Raw genomic sequence first — 17681 nt, 5'->3', positions numbered from 1 at the left:
ATTTTTAATCACTGAACGACATGTCGCACATATTTGAAACGGTCGAGCGCCACATTTGCTTAAATAGGCCAAAAGATGTTGAAGCATCGGCTATTTTCTGCTTGCCAAAATCACTGCGCCAGACCCCGCATTCTGCTGGAGTTTTAACAAAACTTTCATCGTATTGACGCCTTTCCGTCTCATCATTTCCGCTTTTTGGCCGCTTATAGCGTTAAAAAATTTGAATCTTTATGGAATTTGATATGCAACATCTGAATATCGATGAACGGGGGCCAATTTATTCATCGCTCCTCCGACCATTTACCGCCGGAAAGCCCATTCATCATCGGCTTTCAGCCCTGCCGCCAAACGGCGCGCGGGTCGGCGGCGACGTCTCCGCCCTGCGCAACGGATGCATAAGCATGCAAAGCGCCGGCACATATCCCGCTTGCCTGTGGTTCCATCATAAATAATCCGAAGGTCATTATCCCCAATAGCCGGAATAATCTTATGAATAGCAAAAGTGTGGCGTTGAATTAAATCCTGAAGATCGGGTGGTTATTTGAATCACCACCCGATCTTATCAATTTTGCTAATTACTGCCGCGCTTTCAAACCGTTGCTCTTATTCTTTCCTCTGTACCGCAGGGCGAAGAGACAACGCTTGCTGAGCATCCTGCAACGCGATGCGCTCGCCAATCTTCAGCGGGAGGAATTGATGCTGCTCCAACCCCGCCTCGCTCAGGGCCAGGTTCAACTGCTGCGGCGGTTCGTCCAGCGATTCATCCGCCAGTTCGAATACCCCCCAATGGATGGGAATGGCGCGCGGCTGATTCAGCTCGCGATACAGCGCCACCGACTGCTGCGGATCCATATGCTGCTCCTGCATAAACCAGCGCGGCGCATAGGCGCCAATCGGCAGCGCAGCCACGTCGAACGGCCCCAGCCGTTGACCGATCTCCGCCAGCCGTTCCGAATAACCGCTGTCGCCGGAAAAATAAAACCGCAGCGCCGGATGGTGGATCACCCACCCGCACCACAGCGAGCGATTGCGATCCCACAGCGTGCGCATGCTCCAGTGCCGCGCCGGCGTGGCGTAGACCGTCAGCTCGCCCAACGGCAGACTCTGCCACCAGTCCAGCTCATGCGCCTTCAGCCGATAACGGCGGAACCAGCGCTTCAAGCCAAGCGGCACGATGAACTCGGCCTGAGGGAAACGCCGCGCCAATTGCCGCACCGTGCGCCTGTCAAGGTGGTCATAATGGTTATGGGAGATCAGCACCGCATCCACCGCCGGCAGCTGCTCCACCGTCAGCGGCGGCGGCGTTCTGCGCTTCGGGCCGTAAAAGCTCAGTGGCGATGCGCGTTCGGACAACACCGGATCGATCAGGATATAACGCCCGCTCAACCGCAGCAGCATCGAGGCATGCCCCAACCACCAAACGCAGTCGTCGCTGCCGCTGAGATCGGCAGGTTGCCACCAGCGTTCGGTAAATTGTGCGTAGCCCTGCTGCGGCGGTCTGGGCAGCCCCTGCCGCTTGCGTTCATCTTGCCAACGCTGAAGATCGCCCTCCTGACGCCGCGAAGGTTCCAGGTTGCGAAATCCCTCCGGCGTATGATGCGCCTTGGCCGCGTCGTAATAACGGTTGATTCTTTTCATCCTGCCTTTTCTCCCGACCACTGCGCCCTGCGCGGGCATGACTTTCAGTGTAACAAACCCGATGAAGCTCGCACTTTGTCAGCCGTGCGCTGCATCTCGGGACCTTTTGCCGTATGCTGTTGTCTCACTCCGATGGAAAGCCAGGGCCGCCAAGAGCCCGTTAAGACTCTCTTAAGATCTTTGTGATTGACTTGTAGGGCATACAGAAAAGGAGAAGTTATGAGTCGTTCTACATCCCGCAAATCAGGCTCAAGCCTGGGGCGCCGTATTCGCAGCGCGCTGCTGGCGCAGAAGCAATACTGGAAAATGTATTTCGCCATGAAGTTCCGCCGGCTGCGCGTGCCTGCACCGTTGGTGCTGCTGGGCGGTTCGCTGCTTGGATTCTTCATGTTGACTCTGCTGATGCTCAGCGTAGTCGCCATCGACGTGATCAGCACTCTGCTGCTGCTGTGCCGGAAACTGCTGGGGCGGGGTCACGGTGAGGGCCGCGCCTTTATGCCGCGCGGCTAACGAGAAAAGGAGCGGAGGCGTGCCATACGCCTCCGCAGCACACGGATTAACGCTTGCCGCCTTTGCGGCGCGTCAGCATAAACCCGCACCACAGCACCGCAACCCACACCGGCATCAGCAACACCGAAATGCGGATCCCTTCGCTGAAATACATGATCACCAGAATCAGGCCGAGGAACGCCAGACACAGGTAGTTGCCGAACGGATACCACAGCGCCTTAAAGCTGGGAATGACGCCCTGGCGGTTCTTGGCGGCGCGGAATTTCAGGTGCGCCAGGCAGATCATCACCCAGTTGATCACCAACGTTGAAACCACCAGCGCCATCAGCAGCTCAAACGCCTTGCCGGGCATCAGGTAGTTGATCAGCACGCCGATCGAAGTAATCAACGCCGACAGCGCGATGGACAGCACCGGCACGCCGCGTTTATTCACGCGCGTCAGCGCCTTCGGCGCATTGCCCTGGCTGGCCAGCCCGAACAGCATGCGGCTGTTGGCATAAACGCCGCTGTTGTAGACCGACAGCGCGGCGGTCAATACCACTACGTTGAGCACCGTTGCCACCAGATTGCTGTTCAGCGCGTGGAAGATCAGCACGAACGGGCTGCCGCCCTCCACCACTTGCCCCCACGGATAGAGCGACAGCAGCACAGTCAGCGAGCCGATATAGAAGATCAGGATGCGGTACACCACCTGATTGGTGGCTTTGGGAATGCTGCGACGCGGATCGGCGGCTTCCGCCGCGGTGATGCCGACCATTTCCAAGCCGCCAAACGAGAACATGATCACCGCCATCGCCATCACCAGCCCCGAGAAGCCGTGCGGCATAAAGCCGCCCTGCTGCCACAGGTTGGTGATGCTGGCCTGCGGCCCGCCGTTACCGCTGGCCAACAGCCAGGCGCCGAAGACGATCATGCCGACAATCGCCACCACCTTGATGATGGCGAACCAGAACTCGGTTTCGCCGTACAGGCGCACGTTCACCAGGTTAATCAGATTGATCAGCACGAAAAACAGCGCGGCGGAGGCCCAGGTGGGGATTTCCGGCCACCAGTACTGAATGTAGATGCCGACGGCGGTCAATTCCGCCATGCCGACCAGAATGAACATTGCCCAGTAGTTCCAGCCGGAAAGGAAGCCGGCGAAATCGCCCCAGTATTTATAGGCAAAGTGACTGAAAGAGCCGGCGACCGGCTCCTCCACCACCATTTCGCCCAGCTGGCGCATGATCAAAAATGCGATAAAACCGCCGATGGCGTAGCCCAGCAGCACGGCGGGGCCGGCCATTTTAATCGTTTGCGCAATGCCGAGAAATAAACCGGTACCAATGGCGCCCCCGAGGGCAATAAGCTGTATGTGTCTGTTTTTTAAACCGCGTTTTAGCGGAGTATCCTGATGCTGACCGCCCATCTTATCCTCATATGGCGTATACCCTTGCCGCTATCGGCCAAGATTTCACCAATCAATAAATGTATCTGCGGGCGGCTTTTTAACACTTAACCCCGTGAGCATCAAGGAGAAGCGCCCCGAGACGGCAGGCCGGAGCGCGATTTTTTTACCGCGAGAAAGCGGATAACGGCAGCGTTCAGCCAGGCATACCGCACAGTTTGGTCAGATTGCGCGCGCCGATCATCAGCGTGGCGACATAAGATTGGCTACGCGTGACCACTTCCACCGCCACGCGATCGTTTTGATATTTTATCAGGTAGGTCGAGGGCCAGCCCTGACGGCGCTGGCCGAAGCTTTCGGCATGACGATCGATCGCCGCATGGGCAATCACCAGATGAGACAAGTTTTTATCACCTTTGATAATGCGCTTCATAAACAGCCTCCGCCAACGACAGCTCTGTTATTAGAAAAAGGAGAAACTCTTACCAATCACCGGTATTGTTCGACTCAGTTAACCTGTCGGCTCATCAGGAAGCAGATCATCGCCGCGCGCAGCGGGCTGGCGCTGTCCGCCTGCCATTCACCGCCCTGAGTGCTCATGCGCGCCTGCCACTGCGGGCTGTCGCTTTGGTTGTCGGGGTTCAGACTGATTTTGTTGGCGCAAATGATCGGCCAGGCATCGGAGGGATTCTTGCAGTAATCTTTACCTTTCACACCACCGTAGGGATACCACTTGTCCGGGTTCTCTCCGGTCAGCAGCGCAATGCTGCGGTTCACTTCGGCATCGCTTTCTTCGTACCATTTAATCATCGGCTTCATCCATCTTTCGTAAGGTTCGCGCTACATTACGATGTCTGTACGACAGTTTTATGACAGCGCCGCCGGTTTTCACATTATCTCTACTAATGCTTTGTCCCCTTTATCTTTCCTTAGCGCCTGCGTAAACTTTTCTCCCTGTTCAGCGCCCAGAGAACGCATGCATGTTGACCGGCCTTAACCATCTGACGCTCGCCGTCAGCAATCTCGATCGCAGCTTCGATTTTTATCGTCATCTGTTGGGATTTATCCCGCACGCCCGCTGGCAAGGCGGCGCCTATCTTTCGTTAGGGCCGTTGTGGCTATGCCTGTCGCTGGATGAAACGCGCATGCAACAACGCGAGCGCGATTATACCCATTACGCCTTCAGCGTCGCGCCTGAACACATTGAGCAGGTCAGCGAGCGGTTGCGCCAGGCCGGCGTCGAAGAGTGGAAAAGCAATCGCAGCGAAGGCGAATCACTCTATTTTCTCGATCCCGATGGGCATCAATTGGAGATCCATGCCGGCGATTTGGCCAGCCGCCTGGCGGCATGCCGGGAAAAGCCGTATCAGGGCATGGTGTTTTACTGAGGCGCCCCGGCGACGCAGCCGTCGGCCGGGGCATCATGCTCAACGTTCGGGGATGAAACCTTTGAAATCCAGCGCGGGGTTGAGATCGTCGTCAGCAGCGGCGCCGTCTGCGCCGGCGCGGTGCGCCATACGCTTCAACAGCGCCGTTTGCTGACGTTGTTGCTCGGCAATCTCCTGCAGCAGGCGAATCTGCTCGTTGGCGCGCACGCTGGCGCGGTTCACCAGGAACCAGACCCACAGCCCGGCCAGCAACGCCACGGCGGCGAGGGCCAGCGACAACAGGCCGTTCTGGCCAAAACCTAAATCGTACATGGACAACCCTATCTACTGCGAAATTCAGGCCGCCATCTTAACACTCGCGGCGGCCGTGCGAACATCCCTGCCAAAAATTGCTTACCAGGGCACGAAGCGGGTCACCGAACAGATGCCCAACGCAAAATTTCCACCATCGTCGCAATAGCTGTCCAGCGCCAGCAGGTAGAAAAACAGGCAGGCAGCGACGGCCGTCATTATCACGAGGATTTTTTTTCGCAACAAATTTAGCAGCCTCATTGTTATCTTGGTAATCTATCGCGCATGTTATCACAGCGAAGTTAAACGAAGTTTAACTTTCCGTTTAGATTTCTGGCTATCGCCCGGTTTTCAGACTGTTACCCTTGCCCTCGCATAGGCGCCGTGGCTAGATGAACCCTCAGGGATAACGAGGAAATACGATGAGCAAATTGATTAAGTGGGTATTGGTGTTGGCGGTCATTTACGGCGGCTTTTTGATCTCGGGCTACGGCGTGCTGATCGGCAGCAACAAAAACGTTGGCGGGTTGGGATTGCAGTGCAAATACCTGACGGCGCGCAACGTGGCGATCGCCCAGTACGTGAATGGCGACAACGGTTTCATCGGCGTATCCGACTGCCCGCTGTTCAAGAAAATCGAAACGGTGGTGGATTAACCGCCACCGCCCGACGCCGCCGCTCTGCGGCGGCCCCGCCTCAGTTGCGGGTAAACTTCATCTCGATCAGCGCAATCGCCTTGTCAATCGCTCGGCGGGTCACCGGATCGGCGCCGGCAGGATGCGTGGAGAAATCGATGCTTTTGAGCTGACCCGCCATCTTGTCGCGCACTTCGGTCGGCGCAATCACGTCGATAACGTCCAGAATCTGTTTGATGACCAGTTGGCAAGCGACCAGATCGGAAGCCAGTTCCTGCTCGTTGCTCAGCATGTCAGACATAATAAATTTCCTTCTTGATTCAAACGCCGCACAGAATAGCATGGCGTCCGCGCCATTGCCCGCTCTCCCCGTCTTTTTCCCCATTCTGCGCACCGGCGGGCAAAAGCCCGCGGCGGATTGGCCTATACTTGCTGCATGGCGGTGGTAAAAACCACCCGCAAGCCACAACCAACAGGAGAAAGTTATGGCGAATCACAATGTGAAATCCTGGGCGACAGTGCGTGAAACTTCGGTGGAAATCGCCGAAGCCATTTTTGAGCTGGCAGGGAACGATGAAGTGTTGGCGCAGAAAATCTGGGAAGAAGGCAGTGATGAGGCGCTGGAGAAGGCCTTTGCCAAAACCACCGCCGACCAGCTTTATTGGGGAGAGGAAACCGTCGAGCGGAAAAACGTTTGAGCGGTTACGCAACAAAAAGCCCGGGTTTCTGACCCAGGCTTTCCCGATTAGCGCTCGCCCCGCTCAGCGGCGTGCATGTCTCTTGCTCTCACGGTTCTTCACCTCCCACACCTTCCGCATTTTTCATGCTCATCACCGGCGTCGCCATAAAAGCGCCGACGCCCACGATTACAACCAGAGTAATAATCACTGTCATTAACATGCGATCACCCCATCAACGTTGAGTTGTTACGGCTGACTCTGTTTTGGCGGTTCTTGCTGCGGCTTTCTTTGCGTCCCCCACCGCGGCGGCGACAGTCCCAGATTAGCCGTTTTTCCTTTCGGCTGACAAGCGGCGGTCAAACGGTTTTTCCGAATAATTGCCCCCCGTCACGGGCGGCATTTTTGTCCACGGCGGCAAGTTGTGTATACTTCACCGCTATGTAGGTCTCACACTGACGCACTGATGATACAAGAACACCACCTCTCGTTGGTCTGCGCCCTCAGCAAATGGGTCGAAACTCACCTCGGACGAGTGATCCATCTCGAAGAGCTGGCCGAGTACTCCGGCTACTCGCTGTGGCACATGCAGAAGCTGTTCAAAGAAGCGACAGGGATTTCGCTCGGTAAATACATTCGCGAACGCCGTCTGGCCGGCGCGGTCTATCAACTGCGCAGCAGTGAAGCGTCGATCTTCGACATCGCCCTGGACTTTGGCTTCGGTTCTCAGTCCCACTTCACCTACATGTTCAGAAAGCGTTTTAATATCACACCCTATGATTTCCGCCAGGATTTGAGCGTTGATCTGCACATCGATCCGCCGCTGCACGTCATTCACCAAAAATCCGCCTGAAGCCCGCCGCAAATCGGCGGGTTAACGCGCCCCCCAGACCGCCAGCATCGCGATCGCGGCCGGCAGCGCCTGCACCCACAGAATTTTGCGGCTGGCGCTCAACCCGCCGAACACCCCGGCCGCCAGCACACACCCGAGAAAGAACAGCTGCAGTGCCATATCCTCACGCCAGTAGCTCCATGCCAACCCCAAGGCCAGAAAGCCGTTGTACAGCCCCTGATTGGCGGCTAACACCCGCGTGGCTGCGGCGAACTCCGCCGTTGTGCCGAATGCGCGCCTGCCGAGTGGCGTACGCCACAGGAACATTTCCAGCATCAGGATATAAAGATGGAGCGCTGCGATGAGCAGCAGCAAAATATCGGCAAAGAACTTCATGGTGGTTCCAGTCGTTTATTGAAGATGTCATCAATTATAAACTCCTTCGCTCACCACCCCATCGGCGGAGATAAAAAAACCCGCCGAAGCGGGTTTATGCAGGAGTCATTTTTTGAGGTTAGTTTAATACGGCGACCAACAATGCCGCGACAGAGACCCAAAACAGCGCCGTGGCAACCACGACATGGGACAATCTTGCACGATAAAGTACCTGGCTCATAATGACCTCACTGACATCTGACTAACGGGAGACAACCTGACTTCCTGAGGATTATCCTAAACTTCTTCTCACTGTCGTTATATGCGCCAGATCACTTTTCCGCCGAGAACCCTTATATTGTCGTAAAGCTGGAGCCGCGATCACATTAATTACGCCTTATTAGAGCGAAATAAGCCGAATAATCGCGGCGATTATATCCTAACGCTATCAAACATCGTCCCAAGGCAGGCGTGGTGCGGTCATGCGCTCACCAGAATAACCGCTAACCGTCGGGAAACGCGGCGCGCCTTGTTCCCAATCATGCTGAGCCCGAGTAATTTCAGCCTTGGTATGGCCAACGAAATTCCACCAGATAAGGATCTCTTCGTTTAATGGCGCCCCACCGATGAGTAATCCCCGGCTCCCCTTCTGTGCATTTAACCCAATAGAGTTATTCTTCATGCCCAAATAGGCGAATTCATCAGGTGAAAAGATTTCACCATTAAGTTCAAATGCACCAATAAGGGGCAAAAAGCCGATTTCATAATCATCGCGCAACGGCAATTCGATTCTTGCCGCTTCTTCCCATTCCAGATCAATGGCGATTAATGGCGAAAGAGTAAACACCGGTGAACGATAAGCGCCAAATTCCCCGACCAACAAACGATGATTCACGCCGTTATTCTGCCATTGCGGCAAGTCAGGATAATGATCGAAGCGTGGCGCCATGTCGGCATGTTCGGCCGGCAGCGCGATCCATAATTGCGCAGCATGCAACCGCCGCTGCTCGCCCACCGACTGTTCCGTATGCGCAATGCCGTGCCCCGCGGTCATCAGGTTAACCTGCCCCGGGCGAATCACCTGCTCACTGCCGAGGCTGTCTCGGTGCAGCACCTCACCCTCTATCATCCAGGTGAACGTTTGCAGCCCGCTGTGCGGATGCGGCCCCACATCCATGCCGGGCGAAGTGCCGTTGAATACCGTCGGCCCGGCGTGATCGAGAAAACACCAGGCGCCGACGGTGCGCCGCTCCCGGGTTGGCAACGCGCGGTTGATCGGAATGCCCCCCACTTCGGCGTTACGCACGGCAATACGTTGTATCTGGCGCACGCCGTCAACGACGGGGCACTCGCGTGAAGGTGAAGAGAGCGTAGGACGTGGCTGACTCATCGCAAAGACCTCCTGAATGGCGCCGATTCGCCAAGGGTAACCGCCCAAGCTTAACACAGGACAGCTCCCCCGCAGAGCGACGACGTGCAGGCACGTCCGCGCGGTTCAGGGTGCTTTGATATAGCAGCTCTTGATGTCTATATCGTCATGCGCGTGCCTGAGATCGGAGAAATAGGTCACGCCAAAGAGAATTGATACCACCAGCAGCACGGACACCAACAGGCCAATGATCGCCAGCAGTTTGGTTTCATCATGGAGATTAGGCTCCATTTTATCTCCCCTAGTTAATCGCGTCAGGTCACCCACAGCGTGACCGCCAGCGTAAAGATAATCAGTGAGCAGGACGCCACCGCCAACACGACGATCGCAAATTGCGCATCACCCAAGGTTTCTCGATAATTTTTATCCGTTGAGGCGTTACGCTGTTGTTTCACTAAATCGGTTTTCACTCGTTCAACTGCTGCATTGCTGTTTGACGGGGCAAAACATCCCCTCAGAATAAGGCGCCAACGTCGCTGACTTGGTCGCTCCGGCCTCAACCGGGGGATGACGCTATCAATTTTCCCCATCAGGGTCAACACCGCGCCTGCCGGCGAGCGAGCAGGTACACAGGGGAGATGTAACTGGAATGGAGATCGCAGGGAAATAAGAGACGCCTATTGCAGAGGACAAAAAAAAGCCCGGTACGTAACCGGGCCTGGGTAGACCGATGCGTTATTGCGGGATACGCAACACCTGCCCCGGATAAATCTTGTCCGGGCTCGACAGCATCGGCTTGTTGGCTTCGAAAATCTTGTTGTACAGATTGGCGTTGCCGTACATCTCTTTAGAGATCGCGCTCAGCGTATCGCCCTTCTTCACGGTATAGAAGCGGCTCTCGGCGTCGGATTGCGCTACCGCCACCTTGTCTTCCACGCCGCTGATCCCCGCCACGTTGCCGATAGCCACCAGGATCTTCTCTTTTAACTCCTGGCTGACGGCGTCGCCGGTCACTACGGCTTTACCATCGACCACCTGCACATCAACTTTGTCGGTGCCCGGCAGGCCGCTCTTATCGAGATGTTCCTTGAGTTTGGCGCTTTGATCTTCGGCGGAGGCATTGCCGGTGACTGTATCCCACAGTTTTTCGCCCGCTTCTTTGACGAAGTTAAACAAGCCCATATTCACTCCTTTTGATGGTTGCAGTAATGCGTTTAAGTAAGGCTTGTTAAGCTTAGCATCGACAAAAGGATATGCCATCCGCTTACGGCGTCAGAAATGGGTAGAGTATTCCGAAAGTGTCGTCAGCGGCGTTTCCATGGCGATTAATCGCGCAATGATGCTGAAAAATCGCGCTTTTCTACCTACACTGTTGCAGACAAGGTAACTCGACGAAGGAGGCGTGCAACGATGTACGCATTGGTGATGTTTGTCTGTTATCTGGATGGCGGCTGCAGTGAAATGGTGGTCGATATATTGCACGACGAGCCGCAATGCCTGGTCGCGATGAAGGAACAGAACTTGCGACACGCCGGCTGTTATCCCATGGAAGAGTTTATCGACGGCTTCTGGTTGCCAGCCAGCGAATATTCCGATTTTTAACCTCCTCCCCGCGCGATGCTGAGGAATTTCTGATTTCATCGGAAACTTCGTCTTCCTCCGAGGCATAAGGCCGCTGTTTTGCTAAATTGCGGCTCCCGAAGAAGAGAGAGACAGAGAAAGGTCATGCCAGTATCGGCTCATTCCAACGAGCAATATGAAACTCTGCTGCGCGACGTCAGCCTGGCGTTAGGCGACGCAGTGTTGCAGTTAATCAAAAACCATAAAAAGGTATCCGGCGGCAATATTCTTTCACAGCTGGTGACCGAAATAGAGCGGGAGCAGGATCAGCAACGTTTCGCCGCGCTGCGTTCCGCCATTGAGCTGGTCGGGTTGGCGCCAAAAGGCTGAGTTCCCGATAAAACAAAGGCAGGGCTTGCGCCCTGCCTGATTACCAATCCCGACACAGGATGAAGGTAATGAAATTGCAGAATTAGAAACGATACGTCAGGCTGACGGCAACGATATCATCGTTGGCCAGTTTCAGTTTGTTATCGTCGCTCAGCTGGTTGATTTGATAATCGACGTAGGTGTACATATTTTTGTTGAAGTAGTAAGTCGCCCCCACTTCCACGTATTTCACCAGGTCGGCATCACCGATCCCTTCGATATCCTTGCCTTTGGACTGCACGTAAGCCACGGAAGGACGCAGGCCGTTCTCAAATTGATACTGAGCCACCACTTCGAAGTTTTGCGTTTTATTGGCGAAGCCGGAAGTGCCGTTGACGCTGATCGGCGTCATGTTACGGGTTTCGGCATACATCGCGGCCAGGTAAACCTGGTTGGCGTCGTATTTCACCGCGGTGGTCCAGGCGGTAGCGCTGTCACCCTTGCCATACTGCAGCTCTTTTTGCTTGCTGGTGCGGTTGGAATCAGAGAACGCCGCCGCTACGCCGATGCCGCTGCCGCCGATGTCCTGATAGTCCAGAGACAGGCCGTAACCGTCGCCGTTTTGCTTGGTCACGCTGCGGCCGTCACCGTCGTTTTTACCCTGATACTGCACCGCCAGGTTCAGGCCTTCCACCAAACCGAAGAAATCACGGTTGCGGTAGGTGGCCAAACCGTTGGAACGGGCGGTCATAAAGTTATCGGTATAGCTGTAGGAGTCGCCGCCGAACTCCGGCAGCATGTCGGTGTAAGCCTCGGCGTCATACACCACGCCGTAGTTACGGCCGTAGTCGAAAGAACCGTAGTTGCCGAATTTCAGCCCCGCGAAGCCCAGACGCGTTTTGGTGCCGGCGGTGCCCTGCGCTTCGTCGTGATTGGCCTGGACGTTGTATTCCCACTGGCCGTAGCCGGTCAACTGTTCATTGATTTGCGTTTCGCCTTTGAAGCCCAGGCGAACATAGGTCATATCACCGTCGTTGGACTTACTGTCGCTGAAATAATGCTTGGCGTTAACGCGGCCGTACAGGTCGAGTTTATTGCCATCCTTATTGTAGATTTCAGCCGCGTTGGCAAAGGAGGTGATCGCCCCGAGGGCGACAGCTAAGGCTAATACACTGCGTTTCATCATTTATTTTCCTAGATATTATAATTAGAACCCTGCCCGTCACGCCCAATTTATAATTTGGGCTGTGATTTTATCTTTTGGTATTTTATGAGCTCCCCTAATGCCGGGGTGATGTGACATTAGCATCATGAATCAAAACTTAAAATCAAAAAGTTCATGAAACAACGAGGAGAAAGCATGTTTATGTGTAACCAAATATTACAAAAAAGAAATCACTCAACCCATTGAATATAAGAATTTTTTATCACATAAGTTATAACCAAAACGGTGCAATGCACCATCATAGTGCAATTCAGTTTCGTTTTGCGTGCTTTCTGCGCGATTCAAAAGTAACAATAAAATTAGCATGGTTATTAAAAACGTTACTTATTTCACATTTTTATCTTAACAAATTCATCAGGCAATTAAGGCTTTCAGATAACGACCTGACACTGCCTTCTATTCATTCGCATAAAGACACGGATTCGTGACGAATAAAACTCGCCTTACGGGAATAAAAATAGCGGGAAATAGCAGATTAAAATAATGAAAGGAATAACGGCGGCGCGCTGACGGCGCCACCGTGGATAAATCAATACAGCGTAGAGCGGGAAACTTCGCTCAACAACATGCCGGCACGCAGGCCCAACGCCACGCTGGGGTTAGGGAACAGTATCCACGCCCCCTCCTGGCCGACGCGATAGTCCTCCTGCGGCTGCTCGCACAGCAACATGCCCGGTTCCAGCTCGGTGAAGTTGGCCGTGTCATCGTCCAGATGCAGTTTGAAATCTTCGCTGTGCTTGATCAACGAGTGCATCACACGGAAAACCCGAATCTCGGCGCCCGCACGCGCCGGCAGCGCCCCTTCGCTGACCGCCGCCCGCAGAGCGCGATCGATGGCGGCGAACTGCTGCAGATCGTTGCTGCCGAACGGCCGCGCCTTGCCCAGCTCGAGCGTACAGCTCGCCGCATTGAGATGTTCGCTGGAGTAATGGCTAAACGTCCCGCCCGGCGCACTGTGTACCACCAACGCATCCAGATCGGCGGCATCCAGCAGCTTCAACATCGGCTCACTGTACGGGCGTTTCTGAAAGGGCAGAATGCCGAAACGCGGCAAACGCGATTCGCGGATGGCGGTGTGCAAATCGTAATGGAAACGCGCCGCCTGCTCCCCATCGAAAAAGGCGGCGAGCGCACGCTCCAACTGTTGCGCGCGCACGGTTTCGCCGCTGGCGGCGAAGTTGCGGTAGCGGCCGCCGAACATGCGGTTCATATCGCTGTGCAGATAACGCTTGCCGGCCCGCATCGCCGCCGGGTTGCCCAGCACCACCAACAGTCGCGCCGTCAGCGGCAACCGGCCGGCAAGGAGATCGCCGACCAGTTGATTGAGCAGTTCAATCGGCGCGGTTTCATTGCCGTGCACGCCCGCCGACATCACCATCGCCTGGCGGTAAGGCTGTCGCGGCGTAAGCTCCAGCACCCCTTCCCCCTGCCAGCGCCACCGCAGCTGCGGTGTTTCACCTTGCCATTCGACGGGTTCGTTCCCTTCCAGCGTCAGGGGCAGTAGATCGATCATGCTGCCTCCCTTAGCGTTGGAACGGATAAATGGCGCCGAGACCGAGGATCGACGTCAACGCATCCAACGCCTCGCGCCCTTCGCGCAGCAGCAGCGGATCGGCCAGGTCATCCTGCGTCAGGCGGTCGCGGTAATGACGATCGACCCACTCGTTCAATGTTGCGAACAGCCGATCGTTCATCATCACGCGCGGATTGACCGCTCTCAGCTCTTGTTCGTTGAGCGCCACCCGCAACCGCAGGCAGGCAGGGCCGCCGCCGTTGCGCATGCTTTCACGCAGGTCGAACACGCGGATTTCATCGATCGGGCCGCCGCTGCCGACCATATCGTTGAGGTAACGCCACACGCCGGCGTGCTGACGCGACTCCTCCGGCACGACGATCATCATCTTGCCGTTCGGTTTGGTAAGAATTTGGCTGTTGAACAGATAGGTCGCCACCGCGTCCGCTACCGAGACGCGCTCTGTCGGCACTTCGATCGCCACCAGCTCGCTGTCCAGCGTCACCATCTTGCGGCGCACTTCATCCAGCGCCTGTTGCTGGCGGTAAAACGCCTGCTGATGATGGAACAGCACGTTCTGGTTGCTGACCGCAATCACGTCGTTATGGAACACGCCCTGATCGATCACCGCCGGGTTTTGCTGCACGAAGACCGTATGCTGTTCATCCAATTGGTGCAGGCGAGCGATCGCCTCGCCGGCTTCGCGCGTCTGGCGCGCCGGATAACGCGCCGGCGCCGTTTCGCCGCCGAATTCCTGACGACCATAGACGAACACCTGCACGCTGCGCTTGGCGTAATCACCGCCCAAACGGTTATGGTTGGCCGCCCCTTCGTCGCCGAACAACGCCACCTGCGGCAGCGCCTCGTGGTGGGCGAAATGCCGATCGTCGCTGAACATCGCCCGCAATACGGCGGTGGTGGTCTCCGCTTCGATGGCGCGGTGGAATTTGTTGTTCAGGTTGGCGGCGGTGAAGTGCACCTTGCCGTCGGCGCTGTCCGCCGAAGGCGACACGGTGGCCGCATTGGCGGTCCACATGCACGACGCCGAGCTGAGCGCCGACAGCAGGCGCGGCGACTGACGCATCGCCTGCGCCAGCACCGCCTCATCGCTGCCGCTGAAACCCAGGCGACGCAGCATCGGCAAATGCGGCCGCTCCTGCGGCGGCAAGACCCCTTGCTGGAAACCGAGATCGGCCAGCGCCTTCATTTTCAGCAAACCTTGTTTCGCCGCCAGCTTCGGGTTCGATACGCTGTTTTGATGCAGCGTTGACGCCTCGTTGCCGAACGACAGCCCGGCATAGTGGTGCGTCGGCCCCACCAAACCGTCGAAATTGACTTCATATCCTGACATGTTTATCCCCTGGGGATAGCGTGCGGCAGCGCCATCGCGCCGCCGCAGACGATTAACGGAACGACAAGCCCGGCGAGAGCGTGGCCGGCAGCGACAGGCTTTCGCTTTCCAGCGAAGCCATCGGCCAGGCGCAATAGTCCGCCGCATAGAAGGCGCTTGGGCGATGGTTGCCGGAGGCCCCCACGCCACCGAACGGTGCAGCGCTGGACGCCCCGGTCAGCGGCTTGTTCCAGTTGACGATGCCGGCGCGCGCTTCCAGCAACAGCCGCTCGAACAGCTCGCGCTGCGGCGATACCAGCCCCACCGACAGGCCGTAGCGTGTCCGGTTGGCGAGCTGCAGCGCCTCGTCAAAATCGCGATAACGCACGATGGTGGTCAACGGCCCGAAATACTCTTCGTCCGGTACGCCGGCCACGCCGGTCAGATCGACGATGCCCGGGCTGAGCAGCGAACTGCCCGGCTCCAGCAGACGCATGCTCAGCAGCGATTTGCCGCCCAGCGCCAGCAAACGTTGCTGCGCTTTCAGCATGTTTTCCGCCGCGGCCGCCGACACCACCCCGCCCATGAACGGCTGCGGTTCGGCATCCCAACGGCCGACGCGCAGTTCGCCCGCCACCTGAACCAAACGCGCGATAAAAGCGTCGCCTTCCGCCCCTTGCTTCACCAGAATCCGACGCGAACAGGTGCAGCGTTGGCCGGCGGAGATAAACGCCGACTGGATAGCCAGGTTGACCGCCGCGTCGCGATCCTCGAAGCCGTCGACGATCAGCGCATTGTTGCCGCCCATCTCCAGCGCCAGGATCTTCTCCGGCTGCCCCGCCAATTGGCGATGCAGGTGATAGCCGGTGCCGGCGCTGCCGGTGAACAGCAGACCGTCGATATCCGCACTGGCCGCCAACGCTTCGCCGGTTTCGCGGCCGCCTTGCACCAGATTGATCACCCCGTCCGGCAGACCGGCCCGCAGCCACAGTTTCAGGGTCTCCTCGGCGGTCAACGGCGTCAGCTCGCTCGGTTTGAATACCACGCAGTTACCGGCCAACAGCGCCGGCACGATATGGCCGTTCGGCAGATGGCCGGGAAAATTGTAAGGCCCAAACACCGCCAGCACGCCGTGCGGACGGTGGCGCAGCACCGAAGCGCCGTCGGCCATCGCCGTCTGGCTAAAACCGGTGCGCGTCTGATAGGCCTGCAGCGAAATGCCCACTTTGCCGATCATCGCCTGAATTTCAGTCAGCGTTTCCCAACGCGGCTTGCCTGTCTCGCGGCTGATGGTTTCCGCCAGCGACTGCTTGTGTTCTTCCAGCAAGGCGGCGAAGCGTTTCACCAGCTGTTCGCGCTGCTCGAACGGCGTGCGCGCCCAAGCGGGGAACGCGGCGCGCGCGGCTTCGCAGGCGGCGGCGACGTCGTCGGCGTCGGCGGCGTTAGCGCGCCACAGCGGCTGGTTGCCGACCGGATCGGCCTTGCCGAACTCGGCGCCGCGGCCCTGCCGCCAGACGCCGTTAATCAACAGAGCAGGATAGGACATCATGCTTTCTCCTGTGCAATAAGGGGGAGCACCCGCACCGGGCTGCCCTGTTCGACGCCCAGCGCCGCAGCGGTGGCGGCGTTGATATGCAGGCGGTCGTCATACAGATCGGCATTGACCAACAGTGCGCGGTAATTCTGATAGTTGTCGTTGGCCACCAGATGCACCGGCGCATCGGCGCGCATCGGCGTGTCATCCAGCACCACTTTCACCAGGCGGCTCTGCTTGACCGCGCGGATATGGTCGATCTCCGCTTCCAGCGTCGGACCGCCGTCGAAGATATCGACGTAGCCCTGATAGCTCAGGCCTTCCGCCTCCAGCAACCGGCGCGCCGGCAGGGTTTGCGGGTGCACTTCGCCAATCACTTTCTGCGCATCTTCGGCCAGAAAATCGACATACAACGGGTGTTTCGGCATCAGCTCGGCGATAAACGCCTTTTGCCCGGTGCCGCTCAGGTAGTCCGCCTTGGCGAACTCGATGGAGAAGAAACGGTGGCCGACGCTCTCCCAGAACGGCGACCGGCCGTTTTCATCGGAGAAACCGCGCATCTCGGCGATCAGACGGCGGGAGAAGCGTTCACGGAACGCGGCGATAAACAGGAAACGCACCTTCGACAGCAGTTTGCCGTTCTCGCCGTGGCGATAATCCGGATCGAGGAACAGCGTGCACAGTTCCGAATGCCCGGTATGGTCGTTGCTGAGGAACAGCGTCGGCACCGATTTATAGACGTTCAGCTGTTTGGAAGCGTGCACCTGCGTGCCGACGCGGAAGCTGTACCAGGGTTCCGACAGGCCGACGGCCACTTCGATCGCGCAGACCCCCACCGCCTGCCGGCGCTCGCTGTCTTCCAACACGAACAAATAACACTGGTCACTTTGCGGAAGTTCGCCTTGCCAGGTTTTTAACGCCCGCTCAATGCGTGCCGACAAGGTATCTTCATTCTGCGGCAGTGAAGTGAGACCGATGCCGGATTTACCGGCAAGCGTCAGTAAATCCGCCAGATCGCGACGCTCTATAGGGCGAATAATCATCATAA

At 57.0% G+C, this 17681-nt stretch carries 25 protein-coding genes; 8 read left to right on the top strand and 17 right to left on the bottom strand.

Annotated elements, in window-relative coordinates; genetic code table 11:
• Nucleotides 1-242: 242 nt before the first annotated feature.
• Nucleotides 243-452 carry a hypothetical protein gene (locus tag ACJ8PL_RS12865; RefSeq protein ID WP_442531199.1) on the top strand — a complete coding sequence of 70 codons (210 nt, stop codon included), beginning with the start codon at nt 243-245 and terminating at the stop codon, nt 450-452.
• A gap of 151 nt (nt 453-603) precedes the next feature.
• Here the strand turns inward: ACJ8PL_RS12865 and ACJ8PL_RS12860 are convergent, their stop codons facing one another.
• The gene (locus ACJ8PL_RS12860) at nt 604-1638 is read right to left on the bottom strand and encodes an MBL fold metallo-hydrolase (protein ID WP_016927400.1); all 1035 of its coding nucleotides are present in this window, start codon (nt 1636-1638) and stop codon (nt 604-606) included.
• A 219-nt stretch (nt 1639-1857) separates the two neighbouring features.
• Between ACJ8PL_RS12860 and ACJ8PL_RS12855 the strand changes: the two genes are divergently transcribed.
• Nucleotides 1858-2148, top strand: coding sequence for a hypothetical protein (locus tag ACJ8PL_RS12855; RefSeq protein ID WP_016927399.1), 291 nt, complete (start codon nt 1858-1860; stop codon nt 2146-2148).
• A 46-nt stretch (nt 2149-2194) separates the two neighbouring features.
• Here ACJ8PL_RS12855 and ACJ8PL_RS12850 read toward each other — a convergent pair whose 3' ends face one another.
• From ACJ8PL_RS12850 to ACJ8PL_RS12840, 3 genes are all read right to left on the bottom strand, one after another.
• Entirely contained in the window at nt 2195-3556 is a 1362-nt protein-coding gene (locus ACJ8PL_RS12850) for an amino acid permease (RefSeq protein WP_016927398.1), read from the bottom strand.
• A 175-nt stretch (nt 3557-3731) separates the two neighbouring features.
• Complete coding sequence (locus tag ACJ8PL_RS12845) at nt 3732-3968, bottom strand: DUF4060 family protein (protein WP_004927680.1); 237 nt, start codon at nt 3966-3968, stop codon at nt 3732-3734.
• Nucleotides 3969-4042: 74 nt separating this feature from the next.
• Nucleotides 4043-4345, bottom strand: a complete 303-nt coding sequence (locus ACJ8PL_RS12840) for a phage protein NinX family protein (protein ID WP_016927397.1) — start codon at nt 4343-4345, stop codon at nt 4043-4045.
• Nucleotides 4346-4515: 170 nt separating this feature from the next.
• Between ACJ8PL_RS12840 and fos the strand changes: the two genes are divergently transcribed.
• Complete coding sequence (gene fos / locus ACJ8PL_RS12835) at nt 4516-4923, top strand: fosfomycin resistance glutathione transferase (protein WP_015378164.1); 408 nt, start codon at nt 4516-4518, stop codon at nt 4921-4923.
• A 39-nt stretch (nt 4924-4962) separates the two neighbouring features.
• Here the strand turns inward: fos and ACJ8PL_RS12830 are convergent, their stop codons facing one another.
• Together ACJ8PL_RS12830 and ACJ8PL_RS12825 are read right to left on the bottom strand one after the other, a co-directional pair.
• Nucleotides 4963-5235: a YebO family protein gene (locus ACJ8PL_RS12830; RefSeq protein ID WP_016927396.1), complete on the bottom strand. Its 273-nt coding sequence runs from the start codon at nt 5233-5235 to the stop codon at nt 4963-4965.
• An 81-nt stretch (nt 5236-5316) separates the two neighbouring features.
• Nucleotides 5317-5475: a PhoP/PhoQ regulator MgrB gene (locus ACJ8PL_RS12825; RefSeq protein WP_004927688.1), complete on the bottom strand. Its 159-nt coding sequence runs from the start codon at nt 5473-5475 to the stop codon at nt 5317-5319.
• A gap of 161 nt (nt 5476-5636) precedes the next feature.
• On the opposite strand from ACJ8PL_RS12825, the gene ACJ8PL_RS12820 reads away from it, so the two are divergent.
• The gene (locus ACJ8PL_RS12820) at nt 5637-5870 is read left to right on the top strand and encodes a YobH family protein (RefSeq protein ID WP_016927394.1); all 234 of its coding nucleotides are present in this window, start codon (nt 5637-5639) and stop codon (nt 5868-5870) included.
• Between the two features lie 40 nt (nt 5871-5910).
• Here the strand turns inward: ACJ8PL_RS12820 and ACJ8PL_RS12815 are convergent, their stop codons facing one another.
• Complete coding sequence (locus tag ACJ8PL_RS12815; RefSeq protein WP_004927692.1) at nt 5911-6150, bottom strand: DUF2766 family protein; 240 nt, start codon at nt 6148-6150, stop codon at nt 5911-5913.
• Nucleotides 6151-6334: 184 nt separating this feature from the next.
• Between ACJ8PL_RS12815 and ACJ8PL_RS12810 the strand changes: the two genes are divergently transcribed.
• Nucleotides 6335-6547 (top strand): YccJ family protein, encoded by a 213-nt coding sequence (locus tag ACJ8PL_RS12810; RefSeq protein ID WP_004927694.1) that lies wholly within the window; start codon nt 6335-6337, stop codon nt 6545-6547.
• 445 nt (nt 6548-6992) lie between these two features.
• Nucleotides 6993-7379: a helix-turn-helix domain-containing protein gene (locus ACJ8PL_RS12805; protein WP_004927697.1), complete on the top strand. Its 387-nt coding sequence runs from the start codon at nt 6993-6995 to the stop codon at nt 7377-7379.
• Nucleotides 7380-7400: 21 nt separating this feature from the next.
• Here the strand turns inward: ACJ8PL_RS12805 and ACJ8PL_RS12800 are convergent, their stop codons facing one another.
• The 5 genes from ACJ8PL_RS12800 to lysM form a co-directional block, all read right to left on the bottom strand.
• Nucleotides 7401-7754: a DUF1304 domain-containing protein gene (locus ACJ8PL_RS12800; protein ID WP_079451489.1), complete on the bottom strand. Its 354-nt coding sequence runs from the start codon at nt 7752-7754 to the stop codon at nt 7401-7403.
• Between the two features lie 427 nt (nt 7755-8181).
• Nucleotides 8182-9123, bottom strand: coding sequence for a pirin family protein (locus ACJ8PL_RS12795; protein WP_442531198.1), 942 nt, complete (start codon nt 9121-9123; stop codon nt 8182-8184).
• A gap of 105 nt (nt 9124-9228) precedes the next feature.
• Nucleotides 9229-9393 (bottom strand): hypothetical protein, encoded by a 165-nt coding sequence (locus tag ACJ8PL_RS12790; protein WP_004934557.1) that lies wholly within the window; start codon nt 9391-9393, stop codon nt 9229-9231.
• A gap of 23 nt (nt 9394-9416) precedes the next feature.
• Nucleotides 9417-9572: a hypothetical protein gene (locus ACJ8PL_RS12785; RefSeq protein ID WP_016927390.1), complete on the bottom strand. Its 156-nt coding sequence runs from the start codon at nt 9570-9572 to the stop codon at nt 9417-9419.
• A 265-nt stretch (nt 9573-9837) separates the two neighbouring features.
• Nucleotides 9838-10284 carry a peptidoglycan-binding protein LysM gene (gene lysM / locus ACJ8PL_RS12780; RefSeq protein ID WP_016927389.1) on the bottom strand — a complete coding sequence of 149 codons (447 nt, stop codon included), beginning with the start codon at nt 10282-10284 and terminating at the stop codon, nt 9838-9840.
• Nucleotides 10285-10512: 228 nt separating this feature from the next.
• Here lysM and ACJ8PL_RS12775 point away from each other — a divergent pair, with 228 nt between their 5' ends.
• Together ACJ8PL_RS12775 and ACJ8PL_RS12770 are read left to right on the top strand one after the other, a co-directional pair.
• Complete coding sequence (locus tag ACJ8PL_RS12775) at nt 10513-10704, top strand: YebW family protein (RefSeq protein WP_079451491.1); 192 nt, start codon at nt 10513-10515, stop codon at nt 10702-10704.
• Between the two features lie 123 nt (nt 10705-10827).
• Nucleotides 10828-11052 carry a biofilm development regulator YmgB/AriR family protein gene (locus tag ACJ8PL_RS12770; RefSeq protein WP_079451492.1) on the top strand — a complete coding sequence of 75 codons (225 nt, stop codon included), beginning with the start codon at nt 10828-10830 and terminating at the stop codon, nt 11050-11052.
• Between the two features lie 82 nt (nt 11053-11134).
• Here the strand turns inward: ACJ8PL_RS12770 and ACJ8PL_RS12765 are convergent, their stop codons facing one another.
• The 5 genes from ACJ8PL_RS12765 to astA form a co-directional block, all read right to left on the bottom strand.
• Nucleotides 11135-12217 (bottom strand): porin, encoded by a 1083-nt coding sequence (locus tag ACJ8PL_RS12765; protein WP_284065314.1) that lies wholly within the window; start codon nt 12215-12217, stop codon nt 11135-11137.
• A gap of 568 nt (nt 12218-12785) precedes the next feature.
• Nucleotides 12786-13769, bottom strand: a complete 984-nt coding sequence (astE, locus tag ACJ8PL_RS12760) for a succinylglutamate desuccinylase (protein ID WP_048796589.1) — start codon at nt 13767-13769, stop codon at nt 12786-12788.
• Nucleotides 13770-13779: 10 nt separating this feature from the next.
• Entirely contained in the window at nt 13780-15120 is a 1341-nt protein-coding gene (gene astB, locus ACJ8PL_RS12755) for an N-succinylarginine dihydrolase (protein WP_442531197.1), read from the bottom strand.
• A 52-nt stretch (nt 15121-15172) separates the two neighbouring features.
• Nucleotides 15173-16645, bottom strand: coding sequence for a succinylglutamate-semialdehyde dehydrogenase (astD, locus tag ACJ8PL_RS12750; protein ID WP_442531225.1), 1473 nt, complete (start codon nt 16643-16645; stop codon nt 15173-15175).
• Nucleotides 16645-17679, bottom strand: a complete 1035-nt coding sequence (astA, locus tag ACJ8PL_RS12745) for an arginine N-succinyltransferase (protein ID WP_089184716.1) — start codon at nt 17677-17679, stop codon at nt 16645-16647. Before astA ends, astD begins: the two co-directional genes overlap by 1 nt.
• Nucleotides 17680-17681 lie beyond the last annotated feature (2 nt).

It is taken from the genome of Serratia sp. CY83965 (assembly GCF_052166375.1).
Taxonomy (GTDB): domain Bacteria; phylum Pseudomonadota; class Gammaproteobacteria; order Enterobacterales; family Enterobacteriaceae; genus Serratia; species Serratia marcescens.
Note: the sequence above shows the minus strand (reverse complement) of the source record. Positions and strands in the feature narration are given on the sequence as shown.

What these genes read in the sequence shown, in the direction of transcription:
- ACJ8PL_RS12865 (WP_442531199.1), top strand. Translation starts at nt 243, where the DNA reads ATGCAACATCTGAATATCGATGAACGGGGGCCAATTTATTCATCGCTC.
- ACJ8PL_RS12860 (WP_016927400.1), bottom strand. Translation starts at nt 1,638, where the DNA reads ATGAAAAGAATCAACCGTTATTACGACGCGGCCAAGGCGCATCATACG.
- ACJ8PL_RS12855 (WP_016927399.1), top strand. Translation starts at nt 1,858, where the DNA reads ATGAGTCGTTCTACATCCCGCAAATCAGGCTCAAGCCTGGGGCGCCGT.
- ACJ8PL_RS12850 (WP_016927398.1), bottom strand. Translation starts at nt 3,556, where the DNA reads ATGGGCGGTCAGCATCAGGATACTCCGCTAAAACGCGGTTTAAAAAAC.
- ACJ8PL_RS12845 (WP_004927680.1), bottom strand. Translation starts at nt 3,968, where the DNA reads ATGAAGCGCATTATCAAAGGTGATAAAAACTTGTCTCATCTGGTGATT.
- ACJ8PL_RS12840 (WP_016927397.1), bottom strand. Translation starts at nt 4,345, where the DNA reads ATGATTAAATGGTACGAAGAAAGCGATGCCGAAGTGAACCGCAGCATT.
- fos (WP_015378164.1), top strand. Translation starts at nt 4,516, where the DNA reads ATGTTGACCGGCCTTAACCATCTGACGCTCGCCGTCAGCAATCTCGAT.
- ACJ8PL_RS12830 (WP_016927396.1), bottom strand. Translation starts at nt 5,235, where the DNA reads ATGTACGATTTAGGTTTTGGCCAGAACGGCCTGTTGTCGCTGGCCCTC.
- ACJ8PL_RS12825 (WP_004927688.1), bottom strand. Translation starts at nt 5,475, where the DNA reads ATGAGGCTGCTAAATTTGTTGCGAAAAAAAATCCTCGTGATAATGACG.
- ACJ8PL_RS12820 (WP_016927394.1), top strand. Translation starts at nt 5,637, where the DNA reads ATGAGCAAATTGATTAAGTGGGTATTGGTGTTGGCGGTCATTTACGGC.
- ACJ8PL_RS12815 (WP_004927692.1), bottom strand. Translation starts at nt 6,150, where the DNA reads ATGTCTGACATGCTGAGCAACGAGCAGGAACTGGCTTCCGATCTGGTC.
- ACJ8PL_RS12810 (WP_004927694.1), top strand. Translation starts at nt 6,335, where the DNA reads ATGGCGAATCACAATGTGAAATCCTGGGCGACAGTGCGTGAAACTTCG.
- ACJ8PL_RS12805 (WP_004927697.1), top strand. Translation starts at nt 6,993, where the DNA reads ATGATACAAGAACACCACCTCTCGTTGGTCTGCGCCCTCAGCAAATGG.
- ACJ8PL_RS12800 (WP_079451489.1), bottom strand. Translation starts at nt 7,754, where the DNA reads ATGAAGTTCTTTGCCGATATTTTGCTGCTGCTCATCGCAGCGCTCCAT.
- ACJ8PL_RS12795 (WP_442531198.1), bottom strand. Translation starts at nt 9,123, where the DNA reads ATGAGTCAGCCACGTCCTACGCTCTCTTCACCTTCACGCGAGTGCCCC.
- ACJ8PL_RS12790 (WP_004934557.1), bottom strand. Translation starts at nt 9,393, where the DNA reads ATGGAGCCTAATCTCCATGATGAAACCAAACTGCTGGCGATCATTGGC.
- lysM (WP_016927389.1), bottom strand. Translation starts at nt 10,284, where the DNA reads ATGGGCTTGTTTAACTTCGTCAAAGAAGCGGGCGAAAAACTGTGGGAT.
- ACJ8PL_RS12775 (WP_079451491.1), top strand. Translation starts at nt 10,513, where the DNA reads ATGTACGCATTGGTGATGTTTGTCTGTTATCTGGATGGCGGCTGCAGT.
- ACJ8PL_RS12770 (WP_079451492.1), top strand. Translation starts at nt 10,828, where the DNA reads ATGCCAGTATCGGCTCATTCCAACGAGCAATATGAAACTCTGCTGCGC.
- ACJ8PL_RS12765 (WP_284065314.1), bottom strand. Translation starts at nt 12,217, where the DNA reads ATGATGAAACGCAGTGTATTAGCCTTAGCTGTCGCCCTCGGGGCGATC.
- astE (WP_048796589.1), bottom strand. Translation starts at nt 13,769, where the DNA reads ATGATCGATCTACTGCCCCTGACGCTGGAAGGGAACGAACCCGTCGAA.
- astB (WP_442531197.1), bottom strand. Translation starts at nt 15,120, where the DNA reads ATGTCAGGATATGAAGTCAATTTCGACGGTTTGGTGGGGCCGACGCAC.
- astD (WP_442531225.1), bottom strand. Translation starts at nt 16,645, where the DNA reads ATGTCCTATCCTGCTCTGTTGATTAACGGCGTCTGGCGGCAGGGCCGC.
- astA (WP_089184716.1), bottom strand. Translation starts at nt 17,679, where the DNA reads ATGATGATTATTCGCCCTATAGAGCGTCGCGATCTGGCGGATTTACTG.